The sequence below is a fragment of the Clostridium cellulovorans 743B genome (genome assembly GCF_000145275.1).
GTDB classification, from domain to species: domain Bacteria; phylum Bacillota; class Clostridia; order Clostridiales; family Clostridiaceae; genus Clostridium_K; species Clostridium_K cellulovorans.
In genome coordinates, this window is the sequence record NC_014393.1 from 1752392 (window position 1) to 1776488 (window position 24097).

At 31.3% G+C, this 24097-nt stretch carries 19 protein-coding genes; 16 read left to right on the forward strand and 3 right to left on the reverse strand.

Going from position 1 to position 24097, the window contains the following annotated elements; translation table 11 throughout:
- Positions 1-77 precede the first annotated feature (77 nt).
- Together CLOCEL_RS07190 and CLOCEL_RS07195 are read right to left on the reverse strand one after the other, a co-directional pair.
- Positions 78-875, reverse strand: coding sequence for a DedA family protein (locus CLOCEL_RS07190; protein WP_010075958.1), 798 nt, complete (start codon positions 873-875; stop codon positions 78-80).
- Between the two features lie 28 nt (positions 876-903).
- On the reverse strand, positions 904-1887 hold the full coding sequence (locus CLOCEL_RS07195; protein ID WP_010075957.1) for a pectinesterase family protein: 984 nt from the start codon (positions 1885-1887) through the stop codon (positions 904-906).
- Between the two features lie 501 nt (positions 1888-2388).
- On the opposite strand from CLOCEL_RS07195, the gene CLOCEL_RS07205 reads away from it, so the two are divergent.
- From CLOCEL_RS07205 to CLOCEL_RS07270, 15 genes are all read left to right on the forward strand, one after another.
- Positions 2389-5586, forward strand: a complete 3198-nt coding sequence (locus tag CLOCEL_RS07205) for a leucine-rich repeat protein (RefSeq protein WP_010075955.1) — start codon at positions 2389-2391, stop codon at positions 5584-5586.
- 292 nt (positions 5587-5878) lie between these two features.
- On the forward strand, positions 5879-8146 hold the full coding sequence (locus tag CLOCEL_RS07210; RefSeq protein ID WP_010075954.1) for a peptidase domain-containing ABC transporter: 2268 nt from the start codon (positions 5879-5881) through the stop codon (positions 8144-8146).
- Positions 8133-8630, forward strand: a complete 498-nt coding sequence (locus tag CLOCEL_RS07215) for a hypothetical protein (RefSeq protein WP_010075953.1) — start codon at positions 8133-8135, stop codon at positions 8628-8630. The genes CLOCEL_RS07210 and CLOCEL_RS07215 overlap by 14 nt, the downstream gene beginning before the upstream one ends.
- Entirely contained in the window at positions 8614-9729 is a 1116-nt protein-coding gene (locus tag CLOCEL_RS07220) for an HlyD family secretion protein (RefSeq protein WP_013291669.1), read from the forward strand. The genes CLOCEL_RS07215 and CLOCEL_RS07220 overlap by 17 nt, the downstream gene beginning before the upstream one ends.
- Positions 9730-9841: 112 nt before the next feature.
- Complete coding sequence (locus CLOCEL_RS07225; RefSeq protein ID WP_010075951.1) at positions 9842-10237, forward strand: hypothetical protein; 396 nt, start codon at positions 9842-9844, stop codon at positions 10235-10237.
- 354 nt (positions 10238-10591) lie between these two features.
- Positions 10592-12934: an alpha-xylosidase gene (yicI, locus tag CLOCEL_RS07230; protein ID WP_010075950.1), complete on the forward strand. Its 2343-nt coding sequence runs from the start codon at positions 10592-10594 to the stop codon at positions 12932-12934.
- Between the two features lie 211 nt (positions 12935-13145).
- Positions 13146-15608 (forward strand): GH39 family glycosyl hydrolase, encoded by a 2463-nt coding sequence (locus CLOCEL_RS07235; protein ID WP_010075949.1) that lies wholly within the window; start codon positions 13146-13148, stop codon positions 15606-15608.
- A 232-nt stretch (positions 15609-15840) separates the two neighbouring features.
- Complete coding sequence (locus CLOCEL_RS23070; protein WP_198283750.1) at positions 15841-16008, forward strand: hypothetical protein; 168 nt, start codon at positions 15841-15843, stop codon at positions 16006-16008.
- Between the two features lie 68 nt (positions 16009-16076).
- A complete protein-coding gene (locus CLOCEL_RS07240) occupies positions 16077-17468 on the forward strand; it encodes a cellulase family glycosylhydrolase (RefSeq protein WP_010075948.1) in 1392 nt (463 codons plus the stop codon).
- Positions 17469-17833: 365 nt separating this feature from the next.
- Positions 17834-18466 carry a hypothetical protein gene (locus tag CLOCEL_RS07245; protein ID WP_010075947.1) on the forward strand — a complete coding sequence of 211 codons (633 nt, stop codon included), beginning with the start codon at positions 17834-17836 and terminating at the stop codon, positions 18464-18466.
- Positions 18467-18604: 138 nt separating this feature from the next.
- Positions 18605-19057 carry a hypothetical protein gene (locus tag CLOCEL_RS07250; RefSeq protein WP_010075946.1) on the forward strand — a complete coding sequence of 151 codons (453 nt, stop codon included), beginning with the start codon at positions 18605-18607 and terminating at the stop codon, positions 19055-19057.
- A gap of 109 nt (positions 19058-19166) precedes the next feature.
- On the forward strand, positions 19167-20039 hold the full coding sequence (locus CLOCEL_RS07255) for an NADAR family protein (RefSeq protein WP_010075945.1): 873 nt from the start codon (positions 19167-19169) through the stop codon (positions 20037-20039).
- 67 nt (positions 20040-20106) lie between these two features.
- The gene (locus CLOCEL_RS07260; RefSeq protein ID WP_010075944.1) at positions 20107-20376 is read left to right on the forward strand and encodes a DUF7660 family protein; all 270 of its coding nucleotides are present in this window, start codon (positions 20107-20109) and stop codon (positions 20374-20376) included.
- Between the two features lie 88 nt (positions 20377-20464).
- The gene (locus CLOCEL_RS07265; protein ID WP_010075943.1) at positions 20465-20917 is read left to right on the forward strand and encodes a DUF6882 domain-containing protein; all 453 of its coding nucleotides are present in this window, start codon (positions 20465-20467) and stop codon (positions 20915-20917) included.
- A gap of 27 nt (positions 20918-20944) precedes the next feature.
- A complete protein-coding gene (locus tag CLOCEL_RS07270; RefSeq protein WP_010075942.1) occupies positions 20945-21757 on the forward strand; it encodes an acyltransferase domain-containing protein in 813 nt (270 codons plus the stop codon).
- A gap of 213 nt (positions 21758-21970) precedes the next feature.
- On the opposite strand, the gene CLOCEL_RS07275 is transcribed toward CLOCEL_RS07270, so the two are convergent.
- Entirely contained in the window at positions 21971-23095 is a 1125-nt protein-coding gene (locus CLOCEL_RS07275) for a radical SAM protein (protein ID WP_010075941.1), read from the reverse strand.
- 582 nt (positions 23096-23677) lie between these two features.
- On the opposite strand from CLOCEL_RS07275, the gene CLOCEL_RS07280 reads away from it, so the two are divergent.
- The gene (locus CLOCEL_RS07280; protein WP_010075940.1) at positions 23678-23989 is read left to right on the forward strand and encodes a hypothetical protein; all 312 of its coding nucleotides are present in this window, start codon (positions 23678-23680) and stop codon (positions 23987-23989) included.
- The last annotated feature ends 108 nt before the right edge of the window (positions 23990-24097 follow it).

Here is a 24097-nt window from a genome sequence, read left to right on the forward strand (position 1 = left end):
AACAGGTTTTAGAGGAGTATCTTTTTTATTTAGTATGACAAGTTTTAAGGTAATTATACCTGGAAAAAAGTGTATACTTACACTTTTATGATTTGAGATAGAATTTCCTTAAATTTAATAAAAAACATATGATAAAATTCATTTGCAATATATTCTTGAATAATCCCTATTATAAGAGCTGATAAAATTAAAGTTATAGTTGATAGTTTAAAAAAGAACTTTCTTTTCTTTTCAGAAGAATTTGAAAGCTTTATGATGCTATGACTAGAAGCAGTAAGGAATTTTTGAATACTTGGAAAACATTTTTTTAAAATATATAGAATAATTATTAGTAGAACTACGACTAATATAATTATTCCTAAATATTCTCTCAAGATGCTATGGTACTTTTCCCAGTTTGAGCCGAGAAATTTGCCTAAGGTAATAAAAGTAAAGGTCCATATAAGTGCACCGCTATAGGCACTAATTGCAAACTTTCTATAGGAAATTTTAGTCATTCCTGCAAAATAGCCAGTGATATGTCTTACACCAGGAATAAAGTATGATGCAATTAGTAATTTTGCACCATAAAGATTAAACCATGCTGCAAATTTATCAAAGTTTTTTTTATTTAAATGAATATAGCGACCATGTTTTTCTACAAGGCTTACTTCTAGTATTCTTCCAATGAAATATGAGAAAGTAATGCCTATTATTGTTCCTGTGGTTGCGAAAAAAACGCAAATAAAAAAATTAAGTTTATCCATATGAACAACATAACCGCAATAGGTCATAAGTGTCTCGCCAGGTAGTGGTAATGCTATTAATTCTAGCATTAAAGAAATTAATAATACAATATATCCATAATGATCAAATAAATCAAATATAACATTCATAATTTTCACTTCCGTATTTTTCTATAAGTTAAACTTCACAAGATGAATCTATAGGATTCCAATTATCGTTTCCAGAAAGTACGTTGCTGATCGAATAAATAGCTACTGATTCTCTTGATAGCACCTTTGTCCACTGAGCTCTTTTGTCTAGTGTAGCTCCTGGGCCATAGCTATTGTATTCTACATAGCTAACTAAATTTTCTGCTTGTTTCTTATCCCAATTGTGCCATCCTTCGTTAATTATATGTTTTCCCATATAACAATTTATAAAAGCAGTTTTGGCATAGTCTCTCCAAGGTCGTCCTAGATACACTGTTTCTTTTTTTGCATTGCTTGTTAATTTACAATCTATAAATACATACCCAAAATCTAAACCTTCTGGTGTTGAGGCTGCAGTTATATATCCATTAATAGGTTTATCTTTGTCTAAGGAAAAAACTTCACATTTATTAAAGACAACTGTTGAAGAACCGAATATGAAGTCTATATCACCTTCAATATAACATTGTTCAAAGTATTGTCTAACATTTCTTCTTGGTTTACCTTCCATAGGACCACCAAAATCGTTTCCTTCTATAGGCTTAGGGGGAAGAGGACCAGTAAATATAGTGTCTTGTTGTCCAAGGAATTTACATTTCTTAAATATAGCTTTGTCGCTATCAACATATAATGCCACTGCTTGCCCCACGACGTCTCCACTACCAGCAGAATTTTCAATGGTAATATTTTGAGCTGTGAAATTGTCACCAGAAATAAATACAGTATATGAATTAAAGGTTCTATATTTTTCGCCGTTAGGAAATAGTTTGTTAGCATAATCATCAAAAGTTATAATAGTTTTTTCAGTACTTTCTCCGATTAAGATTACATATGGCTTGGTAATATGTAGCTTTTCTTTATAAACTCCATCTTTAATATAAATAGTAACTTTTTCGTTACTATTATCTGGTATAGAATTTATAGCCTCTTGAATTGTTTTAAAATCTCCACTTCCATCTTTACAAACTATCATTCGATTATCATTCCTTTTCTTTTATACAGTTAATGTAGAAAAAATTGATATTATTACCTATAATATCATTCTTACCATTTAAACTACAACCTTTAAAGGGGTGATTACATGTTTCTATATAAATATATAGTAGATTTAAATATATTACAATAAGTTGAAACTGTTTGGGTTAATGCTGGAGAAAATCTTGAAACATATGAAGAAAATTTAGAAGTATCTATAATAGCAAAATCAGAAAATAATAAAATGTATGAAAATATAAATTTAGCACAAGCTTCTATAAACTTATTGCTAGCTAATGATGTTGCAATCATATCTTTATAACATCATTTAGATAAAACAAAACCCTATAACTATCCGAAATTTAAGGAGTAATTGTCCTACATCTTAACTTCAAAAGAAATGAGTAAAGTCACAATATAGGTAAAAAGATATCAAATAATTACTTTATAATTGAAAAAGTGATATAATGTAGTAAAAATGTAATTTAGGAGGGGAACAATGAAGATTAAAAAAAAGTTAATAAGTAAAATGCTAGTATTAGTTATGTGTACAAGTTATACACCAACGATGAAAGTTTTTGCAGAAGAATCAAAAGTTGTAGATCAAGTAACAACAAGTGTAATTGAAAAAACTGAGGAAATAGGAGTTAGTAATGATAAAAACAACACAGAGGAAATCGCTAATCCTGAGTCTGATTTTGCATTTAATGCGAATATAGGAGAAATAACAGGATATTATGGTGAAGATACTACTGTTGTTATACCAAGTACAATTCGCGGTGAATCAGTAAAAAGTATAGGTGAAATGGCATTTTCTAGTTCATGGAGAAAAACTGCTAATATAGAAAGCATAAGCATTCCAGAGGGCGTAACTGACATAAAAAGGTATGCATTTCAGCGATGTGCTAATTTAAAAAGTATAAGAATTCCAAATAGTACGACGGTTATATATGATAATGCTTTTGAGAATTGTGAAAGTTTGACAGATATTGTGATACCAAATGGTGTAAGAGGTTTAGGAGCGTATGTGTTTTCAGGTTGTAGCAGTATAGAAACTATAAATATACCTACAAGCATTTGCGACATAGGAGCTGGAGCATTTAGAAATTGCTCTAAATTGAAAGATATAATTGTAGATAATAACAACTGGTATTATACCAGTGACGATGGAGTATTATTTAATAAATCAAAAAATACGGTAATTAAATATCCAGAAGGAAAGTATAGTGAAAGTTATCTTATTCCAGATAGTGTAATAAATATAGGAAATTATGCATTTGAATATTGTAGTGAATTAAAGAGCGTAACAATACAAAATAGTGTCACTGATATAGGCTCAGGTGCATTTTATTATGCTAAAGCTTTGACAACTGTAGATATTCCAAATAGTGTAACAAAAATAGGTGATGATGCTTTCGATGGTTGCAGTAGTTTAATAGGTGTAACCATTCCTAATAGTGTCACAAGTATAGGAGCGAATTTGTTTTGGAGGTGTTCAAGTTTAACTAATGTTAAACTACCTGATGGTATAACGAATATACCAAATAACACATTTGCAGAGTGTAATAGCTTAAAGAATATAGTAATTCCAAGTGGTGTAACAAGTATAGGAAGTTCTGCATTTTCATATTCTGGTTTGACAGATGTAGTTATTCCAGATACTGTTAGAACTATAGGGAGTTGGGGATTTGCAAGTTGTCATGACCTCGCAAGCATAACAATACCAGATAGTGTAACAACTATAAAGGAACGTGCATTTCAAGCTTGCTATATGTTAACAAGTATTTCAATTCCAAGGGGTATAAGAACTATAGAATCTGGTGCATTTGAACATTGCAAAAGTTTAAAAAATGTAGTGATCCCAGAAAATATAACTGAAATAAGAGATACTGCATTTCAGTATTGTAGCAATTTAACTAATGTAACAATATCATATGGGGTAACTAGTATAGGGAATTATGCATTTCAGTTTTGTGATAAATTAGAGCGTATAGAAATCCCAGATACTACAGCAAGTATAAGTACAAATGCATTTGTAAGTTGTCCCAATGTAATATTTTATGTTGAGAGTAATGAGGAAAAACAAATTTTGATTAACTCTGGTATAAGTGATAATAAAATTACAGTAGAACTCCAATCAGAAGAAGGACTTGTAAGAAGTATAATACTAGACAACGCAAATGTAACCCTGTTAAATGGATATTCCTTAACCTTAAATGCAGAAGTTTTACCTTACAATGCCAAGAATAAAACTTTATCATGGAAATCAAGTAACTCAGATGTAGCAATTGTAGATGAAACTGGAAAGGTCACTGCAGTAGGGCTAGGAAAAGCCACAATAACATGTACAGCAAATGATGGAAGTAATCAAACTGCTACATGTTTAGTGATAACTACTGATAATTATGATAGTAAATTTAAGTTTAACCAAGTAACAGGAACAATAGAAGATTATGTTGGAAATGATACTGTGTTAGTTGTTCCAAGAACGATTAATGGTGTTTTAGTTACTAAAATTGGGAATAATGCATTTAATTCTTGTAGTGATTTAAATACAATAGAGATTCCTAATAGCATAACAAGTATAGGAGATTATGCGTTTAATAAATGTATAAATTTAAAAAACATTGTAATGCCAGATAGTATAACCAGTATAGGGGAAGATGCTTTTTATAAATGTATAAACTTAAAAAATATAACAATTCCAAGTAGTGTAACAAATATAAAAAGGTATGCATTTTCAAATTGCAGTAGCCTAGAAAGTATAGTTATACCAGATAGCATAACAACTATAGAAATTGGTACATTTAGGGAGTGTACGAACTTAGAAACTGTGTCAATTCCAAATAGTGTAACAAGTATAGGTAGCAGTGCTTTTTTTAGATGTATTAGTTTAACAAATATAACAATTCCAAGTAGTGCAACAAGTATAGGTAGCGGTGCATTTTGTGGTTGCACAGGTTTAAAAAATGTAGTATTACCTAATTTACAAGAGATATCAGATAATGTTTTTAATCACTGCACTAGTTTAATAGGTATAATAATACCAGAAAGCGTAACCAATATTGGGCCTTACGCGTTTACAAATTGCGACAGCTTAAAATATGTAATAGTACCGAGTACTGTAAAAAGTATTGGCAAAGGTGCATTTGAAAACTGTAATGAGACAATGTTTTATGTAGATAGTATGGAAGAAATAAACCTATTGTGTAATAATGGTTCATCGGGAGATAAGATACAATTGGCAAGTGAATTACCGAAAATCAATCTAACCTTAAGCAAGACAACTTTAGATATGAGCACTAAGCAAACGGAAACACTAGTAGCAACAATACTACCTAAATGTATTACTAAAAATGTAAGTTGGGAATCTAGTAACCCAGACGTAGCAAGTGTAGATGAAACTGGAAAGATAACAGCGATAGGGGAAGGAACGGCAACAATAACATGCAGCACAACTGATGGAAGTAACCAATCTGCAACTTGTTTAGTTACAAGTAAAGAAGTTTTGGTAAATGAGTTTTTAGGTGATGTAGACAGTAATGAGAAAGTTAATGTTATTGATGCTGCATTATTAAAGAAATACATATTAAATAGTAGTACGGTTATTAACTTAGCTAATGCTGATATCAATGGAGACGGAAAAGTTAATGCTATAGATCTTGTATTATTAAAAAAGATGATTCTAGAGAAATAGAGGAATATTTTTAAAAACTTATTCTCAAATCCAAGAAAAATGCCATTTATTCTTACATAATATTAATGCAGCCTTTGAATCTGTATTAGTATATAGGAGTGAGAATGGAAAGATTAAGAATGGTAAAAACATTGCAAAAATATTTTAAAAGTAATTCACAGCTATTGCAGACAATTAAACAGATTTGATTATATTTAATACCATGGAATCGGTAAGTTCAATTTGCTACTAAAAGCACAAGATAAAAACTGTAGAAAATAAAATAATATAGTAAACTTTTGAGGGGAAAATTGTGGGGAAAAAGAATTTATTAGTAAAGCAACATGATGCTACTGACTGTGCAGCAGCATGTTTAGCTACTATCTGTATGTATTACAAAAAAGAAGTAACAATAACAAGATTAAGAGACATTTTGGGTACTGATATAAAGGGTACAACACTCAGTGGTATTGAAAATGGGGCTAAGCAGCTAGGGTTTGATACTAAAGCAATAAGAGTAGATAAGGAAGGATTTCAAAGTAAATTTACTTTGCCTTGCATAGCGCATACCATAACTAAAGAAGGTTTGTCACATTTTGTAGTTTTACATAGAATACAAAAAGGAAAGATAATAGTTTTAAATCCTGCAACGGAAATTGAAAGACTTAGCGTAGATGATTTTTTTAAAGAATTTGATGGAATACTTTTACTTATGGTACCAAATAATGAATTTACATCATTTAAAAACAAGAGTGAAGGAATGCTTTCAAAGTTTATAAAAATATTACTACCGCAGAAATCATTATTCATTTATAGTATCATTTGCTCAGTAATACTTACTTTGTTAGGTGTAGCATCATCTTTTTTTAATAAGATTTTGATGGATGAGATATTACCCTATGGATTAAAAGATCAGCTTAAGCTCTTTGTAATAGGTTTTTTAGTATTGGGAGTTGCTCAAATAATTTTATCAGCTATAAGACAGCATATGTTACTATATCTATCTCAAAAGATAGATATACCGTTGCTACTTGGATATTTTAAACATGTATACAAATTGCCAATGGTGTTTTTTACTACAAGAAAAGTAGGGGACATATTAACTAGATTTAGCGATGCAAATACGATAAAAAATGTTCTTACATCAGTATCACTATCGTTAATTATAGATATTACCTTAGCATCTTTTTCAGCAGTAATTCTATATACGATGAATAGTAAGTTGTTTTTGGTAATTACAATACTTACCTTGGTAAATGCAATATTGGTTTATGTCTTTAAAGAACCATATAAGAAAATCAATTTAAAGCATATGGAAGCAGAGTCTAGGCTTAATAGTTATATTATAGAAAGTTTAAAGGGATTAGAGACAATAAAGGTGTTATCAGCAGAAGAAAAAAGTATAGAAAAGCTAGAAGTAGAGTACATAAAGAATCTTAGAATTGTATTTAAAGAAGGGGTATTAGCCAATGTTCAAGGATCAATTTCTGGTGCAGTATCAACTGTAGGTAACCTTATACTAATGTATATTGGAGCAATGATGGTTATAGATGGGAAAATTACTTTAGGTAGTTTAATGGCATTTACATCATTATCAGGTTATTTTATGAATCCGATAGGAAGATTAATTGGGTTACAATTAACCATACAGGAAGCAAGTATATCATTAAAAAGAATTTCTGAAATTTATGAGGTGGATATAGAGCAGAAGGAAGAGAATAAGATAAAAATAGCAGATATTGATGGAAATATAGATATTAAAAATGTTACATTTAGGTACGGAAGTAGACCTCCTGTTCTTAAGGATGTGAATATTACAATACCGGCGAGAAAAAAGGTAGCATTGGTTGGTGAATCAGGAAGTGGTAAAAGTACAATATCGAAGTTGTTACTTAAGTACTATACACCTGAAGAAGGGAAAATAAATATAGCAGGTTATGGTATTGAAGAATTAGATATCTATTCATTAAGAAAAGCAATAGCATATGTACCTCAAAATATAGAACTTTTTTCTGGAACAATTAGAGAAAATATTACGTTAGGCAAAGATGATGCTACCTATGATGATATTAAACATGCTTGTAAAAATGCCAGTTGCAATGATTTTATTGAAAAGCTACCAGCAAAATATGATACATACCTAGATGAAGCCGGAGGTGGTTTATCTGGAGGAGAAAGGCAGAGGGTTGCACTTGCAAGAGCATTAATAAAAAAATCAAAATTTCTTATACTAGATGAGGCTACTAGTAACCTTGACTTTATTAGTGAAACCAACATTTATAATACACTATTTGCTAAAGGAAAAGATTTAACTATGTTAATTATTGCACATAGGTTATCAACTATTAGAAATTGTGATTTGATCTACGTTATGGATAAAGGTACAGTAGTAGAAGTTGGAGATCATGAAACATTATTAAATAAAAAAGGGTACTACTATAGACTATATAAAAGTCAGGTAGGCGAAATAAATCCTAAGAATATAGAGGACGAGCGTGAAAAATGTGAGGTTAATGAACTGCAGAAAAACTATATAGCAGTAGATGAATTAATCGAGGTAGAAGAATATGAGTATAATTGAAAAAATAATAGTTAGAGAGAATAAAATATTAAAATTGAACAATGTATTAATTAGAGAGGTTAATCCAAATGAGTTCAATGATATAAGTAGATTGAGTTATATGATGGAAAGTTATATTAAATCAAAAGGAAATAATGTCATAGGGCCAATGATAAATTATTCAAGTGCAGTATTAGATGATAATAGACAAGCTAGAATAACACTAAAGCTTATAGTCCAGTTAAAAAATCCAATATATGATGTAATCTATCCGTATGAATTTGTAAATCAGGTTAGAGTAACAAATTGTTTATTTGCAAGATTTTCCGAAAAGGGAGAAAATCTTCACTATGCATATTCAAAATTAGAGTTATATGCCTTTGAAAATGATATTAAATTAAAGGGATCTAATTATACTGTATTTGTGGAAAACAAGGATAATAAAATGGTAGCTGATATTTTCATGGAAATAGATAATGGAGGACTAAGTGTTGAATGTCTATAAATTGAATGAAATAACAGATAGTAAGATTCAATATGATAAGAAGCCACCAAGATTTATGTATTATATAATTTTGGTTATGTTGATGTTGGTTGTTAGTTTTTTTATATGGAGTACAAAATCAATAAAGACTTATATAGTTACGGGAAATGGTATAGTGACTACTGAAAATAAAAGTAACATAACCGCAAAAGTATCGGGAGAAGTAAAAGAAGTTTATATCCAAGAGGGGAAAGAAGTAAAGGCTGGAGATATACTTATTGTATTTAACTCACCAGAGCCCAAATATCAGATAGAACAGGTAGAAAATCAGGTAGAGTTTTTAAATAAAAGGATTGACCTCTTGAAAAGAGCTGAAAATGAGGCGAATAAAGGAACTAATACCTTCGATAAGAATAATATTGATGAACTAGAGTTTTATAATAGATTGTTAGGTAGTAATGCAAAACTTGAAGAGTATAAAGTGGATGAGGAAGCCTTGAGAAAACAAGGATATAAAGAAGCAGAAATAAAACAGTTCTATGATAAAGCTCAGATAAAAAAAAATCAGATATATTATGATACTATACTATCTTTTACTAATGAAAGAAATCAACTTGAAATGGAAAAGGATAAGCTGGAGACACAAAAAAAAGCTATAGCAAATTCTATGAATGAATATATTATTTATGCAGTTAGTGATGGGAAAATACATTTAAATAGTGAGATTAAAAAAGGAATGGTTCTACAAAGTGGTAGCCAAATAGGAAGTATAGCTAAGGTTGATGGAGAATTAACGGTAGAGGCGTTGATATCAGGTAGTGATAGACCTAGAGTACAAGAAAATGATGAAGTTTCTTTAGCTATTGATGGTTTAAATCAAGCTGAATATAGAACTTTAAATGGAAATATAGAGTCCATAGATGAAGATGCAACAATAGATAATCAAAAAGGAAAGATATATTTTAAGGTTAAAATTAGGCCTGATAATAATTATATAGAGGACAAAAATGGTGATAAGGTAAAATTAAAACTTGGAATGGTAACAGAAGTTAGAGTGAAATATGAGAAAATTACTTATATGAAATACTTTATGGAGCAAATTGGAATAAAGGGTGAGTAGCTATTAGAAGTAGATATTTTAATAGTAGATGGCTGCAGACATCTGCTAGAACTATGAATACTTTTAATATAAATTGAAATAAAATCATTATTAAAGAATGGAGGATTGAAAAATGAGTATATTTGCATCAAAGAAAAATTATAAATTGCAATTACCAAATAATTTTGTTGGCGTTGACGAAGAAGAAATGGAATATGTTGATGGAGGAAGTGCATCAATAGCTGTAGATGAATCTTATTTATCTAAGAGTACATGTAGTAGTTTAGCACGTGGACTTGTTTCGAGTGGAAGAGTAACTGGAATGACACAAACAGAAGTTGCTCAAGAAATATTTGCACATGCTATGTGTTATTACGGTGCAGATTCTCTTAAGGATGCAGGAATAAGTGGTTCAGTTGTAGATTATCTTTATAATCATGCTAACCCAATAGATATTGCAGATGGCGGAGATACTTGGTATCGCAAAGCTGTTTTTGCAGCAATATGGAACTTAAATATTCAACTATAAAATTAGATACATAAAATAGTCTGTGTACTCCTATAGAAGGAGTGCACAGATTTTTATGTTGTTCAAGAAAATTTTTAGATGGGTCTATATAAGAACAAGTAATCTATTTTTCATAGGCAAACCAAATTTATAGTAGATTTTGGTGCAAAAATCCCCTGAAAAATATGTCTTTTTATAAAAGACCTCAAGATAGTGTTAAAAAACCTTGCTATTGTTAAAGATTATACATGAAAATATCAATATAATAACAGATGTAAGAAAATAAATGTGTTAAAAATAATTCCTATAATGGTTTTATACTATAAAAAAATATGTATTATTACTTCATGAGGAAGTAATAGAAAGGGGATAAAAATGAAAGTAGCAGACGGATTTTGGCTAAGTAGGAAAGGCTATGAAGCAAATTATGCTTCACAACCTTATGAAATTGAAATAACAGAGAACTCAATAAAGGTTTTAGCAACTCCTTATGTTGTACAACATCGTGGAATGACATTAGGTGGACCAAACCTTGAAATTACTTATTCATCAACTTCTGAAAATATTATTAAAGTAAACACTACACACTTTAGCGGTGGACTTGATAATTCTCCTGAATTTGAATTGAATGAAGATACTGGATACACACCAACTATTAATGAAACTGATGATTATGTTGAATTAATTTCTGGTGACACTAAGGTTGTAATTCAAAAGGGAAATCAATGGAACGTTCAATATTATTACAAGAACAGACATCTTACAGGAGGATCATGGCGTGCTACTACTTATATAAAAGAAAGCCAATTTGCTGCAAATGCAAGAATGGCAGTACAAGAAGATGATCAGTTCTTCAACTATCCACAAGATCCTCATACTTCATATTTAAGAGAGCAATTAAAGACAGATATTGGAGAATGTATCTACGGATTTGGTGAAAAATTCACTCCATTTGTTAAAAATGGTCAAAATGTTGAGATATGGAATAGTGATGGTGGTACTTGTTCAGATCAAAGTTATAAAAATATTCCATTCTACATTTCATCAAAGAGCTACGGTGTATTTGTAAACAGTTCAGATAAAGTATCTTTTGAAGTTATGTCAGATACAGTATCAAAGGTAACTTTTGCAGTGCCAGGCGAAGAATTAGAGTATTTTGTAATCGGTGGAGAAAACTTAGAAGAGGTTATAAAGAATTATACTACATTAACTGGTAAGCCAGCATTACCACCAGCATATTCTTTTGGTCTATGGTTATCAACTTCTTTTACAACTAATTATGATGAAGAAACAGTAAATTCCTTCATTGATGGAATGGCTGAGAGAGATATTCCACTACAAGTGTTCCACTTCGATTGTTTCTGGATGAAAGAATACGAATGGTGTAATTTTGAATGGGATAAAAAACAATTCCCAGATCCTCCTGCTATGCTTAAGAGACTTCATGACAAGGGCTTAGAAATCTGTGTATGGATAAATTCTTACATAGGCCAACGTTCAAAGTTGTTTAAAATAGGTAAGGAAAAAGGATACTTCATCAAGAATTATGATGGAAGTGTATTCCAAACTGATTTCTGGCAACCAGGTATGGCTATTGTTGACTTTACAAATCCAGAAGCTTGTGAATGGTACAAAGGCTTATTGAAGGAATTATTTGAAATGGGTGTTAACAATATTAAGACTGATTTCGGCGAAAGAATTCCAACAAAATGCGTATACCATAACGGCATGGACCCAATAAAGATGCACAATTACTATACTTATCTTTATAATAAATGTGTATTTGAAGCTTTAGAAGAATACTTTGGTAAAGATAAAGCTTGTCTATTTGCAAGAAGTGCAACAGTTGGCGGACAAAAATTCCCTGTACATTGGGGTGGAGACTGCTATGCAGAATATTCTGCAATGGCTGAAACTGTTCGTGGTGGACTTTCACTTTGCTCTTCAGGTTTTGGTTTCTTTAGCCATGACATCGGTGGTTTTGAAGCAACTGCACCTGCGGACGTATATAAGAGATGGTGCGCATTTGGCTTAATGTCAACTCATAGCCGTCTACATGGTTCAACATCTTATAGAGTGCCATGGACTTTTGATGAAGAAGCTTGTGATGTTCTTCGTTTCTATACAAAATTAAAAGGTAAAATGATGCCATACCTTTGGGCACAAGCAATCAAGACTCATGAAGTTGGAGTTCCTATGATGCGTTCAATGGTTATAGCATTCTCAAATGATGCAGCATGTAAATACCTTGATCAACAATATATGTTAGGAGACAATCTTCTAATAGCTCCAGTAATGAACGAAGAAGGAATAGCAGAATTCTATGTTCCACAAGGAACTTGGTTTGATGTTGTTACAAAGGAAACTTATGAAGGTGGCAGATACTATCAAAGAAAATGCGATTATTATCAAATGCCAATCCTTGCAAGACCAAATTCAATTGTAACTTATGGTGAATTTGCAAATAACAACGTTGTATATGATTACCTTCAAAATGCTGAAGTAACTATCTACAGCTTAGAAGATGGTAAAACTGCTACAGCTGCAATCTATGATAGTGAAGCAAATAAGCTTACTGATATTACAGCTACAAGACAGGGCGATGTAATTAAAGTAACTTATGGTGCAGTTGATAAGAACTTCAAAGTTGTTGTTGCAGGTACAGATAAGTCTGTTGAAGCAGCTGCTGGAAGCACAAGCGTAGAAATTAGCTTGTAATCACTGGAAAATATAAATCTTAAATTAATATTTGAATAACTTATGAGGCTATTGCATTGAGATAAAAGAATCTCTATTGCAATAGTCTCATTTTTAGTTTTGGATGATTTAATGTTCTTATTTCCTTTAACAGCAACACCAGATAGACTATGTTAAAATGTAGTTAAAGATAAATAAGATGAAGGGATTAGTTAACAATGGGGGAAAACCAATGAAATATGAAATAATAAATTATGATGAGAAGCTTCCTATAAAAATATTTGTGGCGAAATTAAATAATTATCCACCACACTGGCACGATGAAATAGAGATAGTCAAAGTACTGGAGGGGAAAATCAAAGTATCAATTTCTGAAAGTGTATGCTTTCTGGAAAAAGGTGAAATGGCAATTATAAAACATAAGGAAATACATCAAATTCAAAGTCTTGAGAACGAATCCTTACTTCAAATAATTCAAATTAATTACAAATTTATGGAAACTCATTTTCCACATTTGTCTCGGATAAGTTTCGAAAATAATTTATTAAATATTTCTAAAGATATAAATTTAAATGTGGCTTCGAATCTTAAACAGTTAATAAATGAAATGATAAACTATTTGTCAGTGAGAAATCAAGGCTATGAGTTTCATGTAATATCAGCAATCTACAAGGTTTTTGGAAGCATAATAAGTAATGTGCCATACACAATAAGTACTGAGGATGAATTAGAGAAAAATAATATAACATTTAATAGAATGAAGAAAATAATCGAATATATCGAGCAGAACTATATGAATGAAATTAATATTAATACTTTAGCTGAAATTCTCCATTTAAATAAATATTATATAGCACATTTTTTTAAGAAGCATACAGGATTGTCACTAGGCCAGTACATAACAAATCTGAGAATGAATAAAGCTACGGAATTGCTTATAAAGAACGAAGATTCTATAACTAACATCATATTATCCTGTGGCTTTAAAAATATAAAATACTTCTATAAAGTTTTTAGAGAGGTGTATAAATGCTCACCGCTAGAATACAAGAATAATAGACAAGAAAGAAGTAACAAGAAAGTCCATGAATCAGAAGTCTATCAAGGGTATATTTATTATACAAATAAATTTCAACAAATCTTGGGTAAGAATGAATTTGTACCTCAGGACCCGGAACGTTCCAACAAATATATCAGCAGCGAGAAAGAAATTAGAAACATATATGTTGATTTTAATGATGTAAAGGGAAAACATAATAAATATGCATCATTATGTGTAGGTGGGGGACGTGCAGGGGAAGTCCTTAGAAAGGATTATGATAATCAACTTGATATTATAAGTAAAGAGTGTGGCTTTAAATACCTCAAAGTACATGGCATTTTCCATGATGAATTAGGTGTTTGTAGCATAAATTCTGAGGGAAAGCTTATATATAACTGGCAGTATATCGATAAAGTATACGATAACATTTTAGAAAAAGGAATGAAGCCTTTTGTTGAACTAAGCTTTATGCCTTTGGCTTTAGCCAGTGGAGATAAAACATGCTTTTGGTGGAAAGCTAATGTTACACCTCCAAAGGATTATAATCATTGGTATCACTTGGTTAATAGCTTTGTAAAGCATCTTGAAGAACGATACGGAAGAGGTGAAATAATCACCTGGTATTTTGAAGTATGGAATGAACCTAATCATGGGGGGTTTTTTAGTGGAGATATGCAGGAATACTTTAAGCTATATGATTATACTGCTAAAGCTGTTAAGGATGTTTATAGTGGATATCGAGTAGGAGGTCCTGCTTCTGCGGGGAATTGTTGGATTGATGAGATTATAGAGCATTGCAGTAGCACTGGCACACCCCTTGATTTTATAACTACCCATCATTATGGTATAAACGGTTTTTATGATGAATATGGTGAATGTACTATTTATTTAGATAATAAGGATACAGTAGTAAATGGTGCAAAGGGTGTTAAGGAAAGGGTAATGAAATCTTCTATGCCAAACCTTGAGATACATTATACGGAATGGAGTTCCAGTTGTAACCCACGAGACCCTATTCACGATTCTTATATAGAAGCTCCATATATTTTGCATTCCATAAAAAACTTTCAAGGGGTGGTGGATTCAATGTCCTACTGGTCTTTTACGGATATTTTTGAAGAAGGTGGACCACCACCGACACCTTTTCATGGTGGCTTTGGACTTATAAATACTCAATCCTTAAAGAAAGCAGCATATTTTGCGTATAAATTTATCCATGAGCTTGGTGAATATGAACTGAATAATGAAGATGTGGCAAGCTGGGTTTGCAAAAATGAAAATGAAGTACAAGCCTTGTTCTGGGATTTGACTATAGATAAACAAGGTGATGTTGATAATCGCAAGTATTTTAACAAGGATATGCCCCCTGCTGATATAAGTCCAGTAGCATTGGAAATCAAAGGGATTCCAAAAGGGTGGTATCAACTGGAATTATACCGTATAGGTTACGAAATTAATGATGTTTATACTGAATATATCAAAATGGGATCACCAGATAATTTAAGCTGCCAACAGGTGGAAGAATTGTGTAATAAAAACTCTGGAAAGCCGTTTTTAGTTCAGGAAGTTAACATTGATAGTAACGGCAAATTTGCATACCACGTTGATATGCGTGAAAATGATGTTTGTTTCATTAAATTAAAAAAGATATGACATAGTAGCCTTATTAATCTCCACTATTTTAGATAAAGCACAATATATTTTTGAAGATATAGTATAACTTTACTACTGACACACTTCTACATTGCTTGTAGACAAATTTTCAGTAGAAGCTTAAACAAAACGATAGGACAAGCTAACGAAATACCAGAATTATTAATTATATCATTTGGAATATCCATGAGTTTAAAGCGAAAAGCACCATATTTATACAAATTTTTATGCTTTGGATGGAATAAGAGCAATAAACAAGAAAAAAATAGCAAAAAGGTCCATGAAAAGGGTTTACATAAATGGTACATTTAATATAAAGGTAAATCTAAAGATTTTAAGGATTCTAGCTAGAGACGTTAAAGTTCAAGCTTATCTTTGGAAAAATAAATATCTAGACTAAACATGAAAACACAAAAAGTTTATCTAATAAATTACTTTGGTTTTAGATGGAAAAGTGGGGGGATTCATATGAAAAAGATTAAGAAAAATGCAGCTCGTTTTGCTGCAAGTATCATGACAGCAGGTTTAGCTATGTCATATAGCACAGCAATCACAAAAGCAGAAACTACAACTATTGATAAATACAATGTGCGTAATATTACTACTGGCCAAGTGGTTCAAAATATGGGACTTGGTTGGAACTTAGGTAATACATTTGATGCTTTTGGTACTTGGATTAATGGTACTAAAGTTTCAGATTACGAAACTGCCTGGGGAGCTCCTATTACTACAAAGGCTATGATAGACGGAGTACGTAAAGCAGGTTTTAGTTCAATGCGTCTTCCAGTGGCATGGTCAAATCTTATGGCTTCTGATTACACAATCAATGCAGGATTACTTGATCGTGTTGAAGAAGTTGCAAACTATGCACTTGATAATAACATGTATGTAATTATTAACATTCACTATGATGGCGGATGGTTTTCAGGATTTTCTACAGATTATGACACCAACATAAAAAAATACACTTCAGTTTGGACACAAATTACTTCACGTTTTGCAAAATACGGAGACCATCTTATTTTTGAATCTTTAAATGAAGAAGGGTGTTTCAATGATATCTGGAATAGATGGGGAGGAACTACTGGAAAAGATAAAGCCTTCGGAATCCTAAATAACATAAATCAAAAATTTGTGGATATAGTTAGAGCATCAGGTGGCAATAATGCAAAACGTCATTTATTAATTGCAGGTTATGCAACAGATATTGATTTAACTTGTGATCCTTATTATAAAATGCCAACGGACCCAGCAAATAGATGCGCTGTTTCCGTTCACTACTATAACCCATCTCCTTTTGCAGTCTTAGATGCAGATGCTGATTGGGCTAAAGCACAAACTACTTGGGGTACCGCTAGTGATTTAGCAGACCTTGCAAACTATATGAATAAGATGAAAACAACTTTTTCAGACAAAGGTATTCCTGTAATAGTAGGAGAATATGGTGTAGCTCAAAAAAATAAAACACCTGAGATGGTAAGATTATTCCTAACTTCTGTTGCAAAAGAAGCATACAAAAATGGATTATGTCCTATGTTATGGGATGGCCCTGGCCCACAAAATGTTGTATATAATAGAACTACATGTCAAATGAATGATTCTGAGCTAGCAGCACAATATAAAGCTATACCACAAACAGTAACACGTGTAAACCAAATCAATTATGGAGATATAAATAAGGATAAGAATGTAAATGCACTTGATTTAGCCTTAATGAAAAAATATCTAATGGCTCCAAATACCACAAGTGATACTAAAGTTATGGATGTTAATGGCGATGGAGCTGTAAATGCAATAGATCTTGCATATCTTAAGAAGTATTTATTAGGACAAATAACAGTATTCCCCGTTCAAGCTTAATAAATAAAATTTCTCATAGAAAATCTCTAATTTTAATTTTTTAACGCTCCCAAATAAGTTTAATATATAATAGCCTTCTCAGTGAAATATCTGAGGAGGCTGTTTCTTTTGCTTATAAAAATATATAGTAAGGCATGGGGACGAATTCTTTAGTTAATAGTTTTTTTATGACTCTAATAGATGAATGTATAAAGGATATGAGAATTCAGGAGAAAATTAGTATTTCTAATTGACTAAACAACGATATAATGGTTATAGAGAATGAAGAATATTGACATGTTGGAGAGAAACTTAAGAACACTTATCTTTTACTAATAGATAATAAATTATTAAGTGATAAATTAAGATGATAGAGGGTGCTGTATATGAAATTTAATACTAAAAAAGTTATGCTAAGTAAGAACAGAGAGGTATATATTTATATTCCTTTAGAGGTGCCAAGACATCTTACAGCTATAGATCCGATAATATGGGATAGAGCTATATTAGGTGATTCATCTGGGTATAGGTATCTGAAAGAATTATTTTTGGTAGCTTCAAATCTAAGAGCACAAGAGATAATATATATTCCTACATATCCTCTTATTTTTAATGAATATAAAGATATCTGGAGTGATGGCATCTTTGATATGGATATAGTGCTTGTTAATTATCATTCTACCCAACTTAAAGTCAAGGATATATTTAAGGCAATTAATATAAAGAATAACATTTCAGAACATTTTAGAGAAATTAGAATTAAAGATAGTAGCACGAGATATCCTGAAAGTTGGCTTACTGACAGAAGGTTGAATGCTAGACGGTTCAAGAGTGTTTTTATTATATCTACGAATCGTAATGTATTTGTAAAATTAGCTTTTGATACTGAGTATATGATGGTAGACAAGGATGATGAACAATATAATTTTGATTTTCATATTCATGAGGATTTAATAGGTACATCAGAAGATAATGGATTTAATTTTTTGTACTATCATAGAAAAGAAAATATTCAATAAAAGGGTATATAGATATGAAGTGAATATCAACTGAACTATTTGCAAAATGTTGATATTAAGAGCTTATTTGAATTATAAGAAAATATGTAGAATTGAACATTTAGTATAAAAATTTTTGTGTTTGTAAGGGAGAGTGTAATGATAACATCTATTTTTTCTAATTTAATTAAAGGTAAATGGCAAAAAGATATTCTAGCAAAAGATTTACCAGGAACCCATAAAAAATCTTTTGCTATGTATTTTGGTGGAGGAGAAATTTGGTTTGAACATTTAGATGGTATGTATTCGTTCACCGATGAAGTGATACAAAAATTTATTTATGATACGCGAAATATCACAAGACCCTCTGCACCATCTTTAATTGCTGTCAATCTTGACGAAACTGTTGTCACTAAGAAGATAGTTGATTTAATTACGGATATATACATAAAGAATACACGATATATCCACAAGGTGGTATTTGTTGGAATGGATAGCTATTCACAAAAGTTGATGAAAAAAGTTTTTGGGAATAGAGTGGGAGAGTATGAGTTTTCAGTAAACTACATAAATGACTTTGAGAAGGCGAAAGAATGGTTGGTAGGTAAATAAGACAGGTTAAAGGCTATTATGTTAGAAAGGAATTATAAGTATAGTTAAACTGGTGAATGTTTGTAGAATATTGCGTGACAAAGACGCGTTAACTGAAGGAGAAAAATCTATGAAAGATATTTATAATATTAATAACCCAATGGCGCCACTATGGATAATGTACCCTCATATAAGCAGATATAGTATCGGTTGGAGAATGGGATGTGGAGAGGCTTATGCTATAGAGTTTGTTGGTTGGTATTCTAGACTGAATGTTGATGAACAGCAACAGTATCAACAGATGTTTCCGGAGCCTAGAAGATGGAGTGGTTGGTATGAAGAAGAGAGGTATATAGATACCTACGATGGAAATGTACTCCTTTGCGATAAGGAAGGAAAACTGAAAGACTCTCTTGATAACCTAAAAGAAGACTTTCAAAAAGGAAAAAATATAAAATATCTATTCTTTTGGGGACACCAGCCATCTAAGGATGGAAGTATTGTAAAGACATGCTTAAGTCAGTGGTGGCAATCTGATTTTACTGTTGATACAGATACCTATTGCTGTATGGAACAGTACATGATGGCAGAAAAAGCAAGACTTTTCGGAGATGATGAAACCTTAGAAAAAATCATAAAGAGTAAGGAGCCAAAGGAAATAAAGGATTTAGGAAGACAAGTAAAAAATTTTGATGAAAACCTATGGAATGAAAAAAGATATTCCATCATTCTTAACGGTAATTATGCAAAGTTCCTTCAAAATGAAGATTTAAGGCAGTTTCTTATAGGTACAAAAGGTAAGGTGCTAGTAGAAGCAAGTCCTTATGATAAGATTTGGGGAATTGGACTGTCTGCTGATGATGAGAAGATAGAAAATCCTATGCTGTGGAAGGGTACAAATCTATTAGGGTTTGCTTTAATGGAAGTTAGAGATGAGCTTATTAGGGTTTGCGAGAATTATGGTAAGTTGGATTTAGGAGAACTCCATAAAAATTTTGATTAGTAAAACTAAATTATGAAAGCTTTATTTTTAAGTGTCTGAATCTTAAAGTAAGGAGTTATTAGAATTTATGAAAAATGAAGACTTATTTGAATTAGTTAATAAAGTGGAAGATGAGGATGATTTTCTAGACTTTATAAATGAATTGAGCGAAGATAGAATTAAAAGTTTACAGAAGAAATCTTCTGAAGATTGGGAAAATGATACAATTGAAGACTTTTTCGAGCGTGCGCATGAATGGGGTGTAGCCTCAAAAGAGGGACTACGATATTATGAGAAGCCGCAAAATCCGTGGAAGAGATGTGCGCAGATACTTTATATGGGCAAAATTTATGAGTAAATGGTAACGGTTTCCAACTTGTAGAAGTTCACAAACTCTATATTATATAGAATAGTTGTATTAAATAAAGGAATAGAAGGTGCTATTGATGACAGATGAACAATTTGATCAGTTCATTAATAAATGTTACGAGGAACTTGAAGACAAGCAGAAAAAATTATTTGATATTTACAACATAGGGTCATATGAAAGTTATTGGTTTGATCAAATGACTAGAACTCTACAATTCAAAAATAATGATAAAGTGATGTTAGAATTTAAAGTTTTATGCATAGGAACATGGGCACATCAAAAGAATAACTGGATGTGGGGCTGGGCTAATGAAAGTTTTACTGATGAAATAAGAGAAGAGGCAAGTGTATTAAAAGGTTTAAAAGAATTAACTGGATATGATGTATTTGAAGAACTTGGCTTTCAATGTGACGAGATCATGGCATATGAGGCTGTTGCTATGGCTTTAAGTTATTTGGATGCTTTAGGAATGTATAAAATTCCAGGAGGAAAAAGCCACTTGTTTTTAGCTTTGTTAAAGAATACATAATTTAATTTAGAATTTTAGGAGGTTCATATGACATTACTTGAATTATGCGAAATCATCCAACTGGATCAAGAGATTGTTAAAAATGTATTGGAGATCAACACTATATACAATCATAATGATTTGAAATTTATGTGGGAAAAGTTATATTCCAGCACCACCTGGGACGAAGGAATAAAACAATTGCAAGAGTATTTTGGTGAGGATAAGAATGGGATGAAAATCCTTACTTGTATCTTAAATTGTACGCTATATACATATGAACTTTACGAACAAAAGGGTATATCAATAGATATTTTTGTAGATACAGTAAAATTTATTCCTCGTTTTTTTGAACGACATATGCAAACCTATGGGTTTTATGCCTTTATATGGGCTTGGTGGTTTCCAAGACAATTATCATTACATGAATTCCGGATTGGTGAGTTAGAATATGAAATGAAATATGAAGGAAATGTACCACAAATACATATACATATCCCTTCTGATGCAATTATTAAAAAAGACAATTTATGTGCTTCTTATTGTGGATTAAAAAAGTTTCTTAATAATTACTTTCCTGAATATATAAATGCAGAGTTGTATTGCGATTCATGGCTACTAGCACCTGCATTAAAGGAACTTTTGCCAAGTGATTCTAATATCCTGTATTTTCAGAATAGTTTTGAGGTTATTAGTGTTGATGAGCAGAGCAATGCGTTTTTGGATTGGATATATCTTAGAAATGACATACCTTACGATAAACTTCCTGAATCAACTTATTTACAACGCAAGGTAAAAATATATTTGCTAGAGGGTGGAAAAATAGGATGGGCATTCGGTAAGTTAAAAGGTTTCTTCTGATACATCATTTGTTCCTTCCTTATGGGTAGAATAGAAAAAAGATGTTACTTGAACCTAGTAGGTTCTTGGTAGCATCTTTTCTTGAAATTAAATGAACACACACTCTGAGTATTATTAAAATTAGAACTTCTATTTTAATAATAATATCTGGTGCTTAAACATTCATAAAAATTGTTTCTAGTTTTTTAAGGAAAAACTAAAGGACAAGACCTATTAAAAAAGCATCTCTCCTGGTCTATAGCCTTCAGGCAATTCTTCTTCACTTAAAAATTTGAAATTGTCATCACGTAATATTGGTAAAAATACTTCGTATGGAATCTTTGAGAACTCACAAGCATAATTACTAGCTCCGAACCACTTACCTTCTTTGCTACTCAAATTTAAGTTTCTAGCAAACTTTGTATTGTTTGAGCAATCATGAACTGCTAAATCCCAATTTTCTTCATCAGCTATCTTCATGAATTTTAGAGTTAATTCTCTACTCCAAGTTGGAGATATATAGCCGTGTCTGGAGATATACATATTTTCTCCAAAATAATTGTTTATGTTATTTTCATTTAAGTGTAATTCAGCACAATTGATAAAATCTAGTTTTGTATCTAGAATTGTTTCTTTTTTCTTAAAGAAAGCATCAAAAAACTCAGGGGTCATTGGAGTTTCAATACCAACATTTTTAATATATTTCTTAGCTATTCTAATGTTTTCGATAACCTTGTCTGCACATTTAGAAGCACCTAAGTTGAAACGTATCTCGTTAAGACCAGCTTCAGCTAATGCCTTCAGTGTTTCTTCTGTAGCTAAAGTACCATTTGTATATAGATGCTGATGAATTCCTGCATCACTAAATTTCTTTATAACTGAATAGTATTTTTCAATCTCCATGAATGGCTCTAAATAAACGTAGGAAATGCCAGTTGGTTTCTGGTGGATGGAAAGAAGTAATTCAATATCCTTCTCGTAAAATTTTGTACCTCCGATTTCCCACATACCTTCGCCAATAGGAGCAATATCATCTAGTTCTCCATAGTTGTAACAGAACTTACATTCTAAATTACATTTGTTGGTTTTTCTAATTGCACTCAAACCAGTTCCTAATAGACAAGAACGGCATCCTTTAGGAAACTTGCTGTCATTTCCCACAAAAAGAGTTCTATTCTCTAAAGTTTTTAAACTTTTAATTTCTGACATTAACATATCATTTCTATGGTCAATGGCTGCCTCAATTTGTGCAAAGGTAGAGTAAATGATTTCTTGTTGCTTTGTCATTGGCTCCTCATCCTCTGGCAATATTGAAAAAAATTCAAACCATGTCAACGCATCTTCTTTTGAGATTTTCATAAAATGTCCTCCTTGTATTCCTCATCCTAAGCATAGAGTTTATTAATCTTTATGCTCTTCTAATCAATCCTCTTGAAGACTTAATTTAAGTCTTTTGCTGTTTTTCCACATATCCTTCTTCAGAAGACATATATGAACCCATTTAATTATATAGCAAATGTCTTGTTTTGTATGCAAATAAAGAGTCTAAAATTCTTTAATTTATGCATAATTTTAAAAAAAACGAAATCTAAAATATAGATGTAATCGATAAAGGTGTTAGGTAGCAATGGGTAATCAGATTGTTGTGGGTTGATAATAGTTAGGTTGATTTTATGTATTCATCATAATTACTTGAATAAAGTTTTTCAGTGTTTTCCACAAAATAAAGTAATTGCTTATAATAGTCAACGACATATATAATAACAGCATAAAAGTGTTTGAAGAAGAAAATTAATTGGAGTTTAATATAGAGATTATTCCTAGAGAGCGTGCTGGAGATTTAGTTAGATTAATTGATGAGGCATAGTATTTTTGGGGGAATGGAAGCTGACTTTGATTCATATGGAATCTAGGTATTAAAACTTATAGGAGACGATTAATTTGTACAGAAACATTGACTGGTTAGAACCATGGGATTCATTATGTACTGAAGGAAGTTCATTTGAACGGCAATTATATAAAGAATTGGGAAAAAATCATAAACTATATAATAAGAAAGTAACAGTAATCGGAAGACGATATGACTGTGATGATTTTTTATTTGAGGTTAATGACACAGAATTTAAGTTTGCTGTAGTACACCTAACTTTTTCGGGTAGAGATGAAACTGGAACTTACCCTAGAACAAAGTTATATAAGGACTTAGATGATTGGATAAACAGGTGTATGATACCAGACCACAATGAATTTTAATAGTTAAGAAAGGATGAAATAATAAAGCCAGATTCCCCTGGCTTTATTATTTTAGAAAAAGACAACCCAAGGTTGAAAAAAATGAGCAAATAATGTTATACTTTGAAG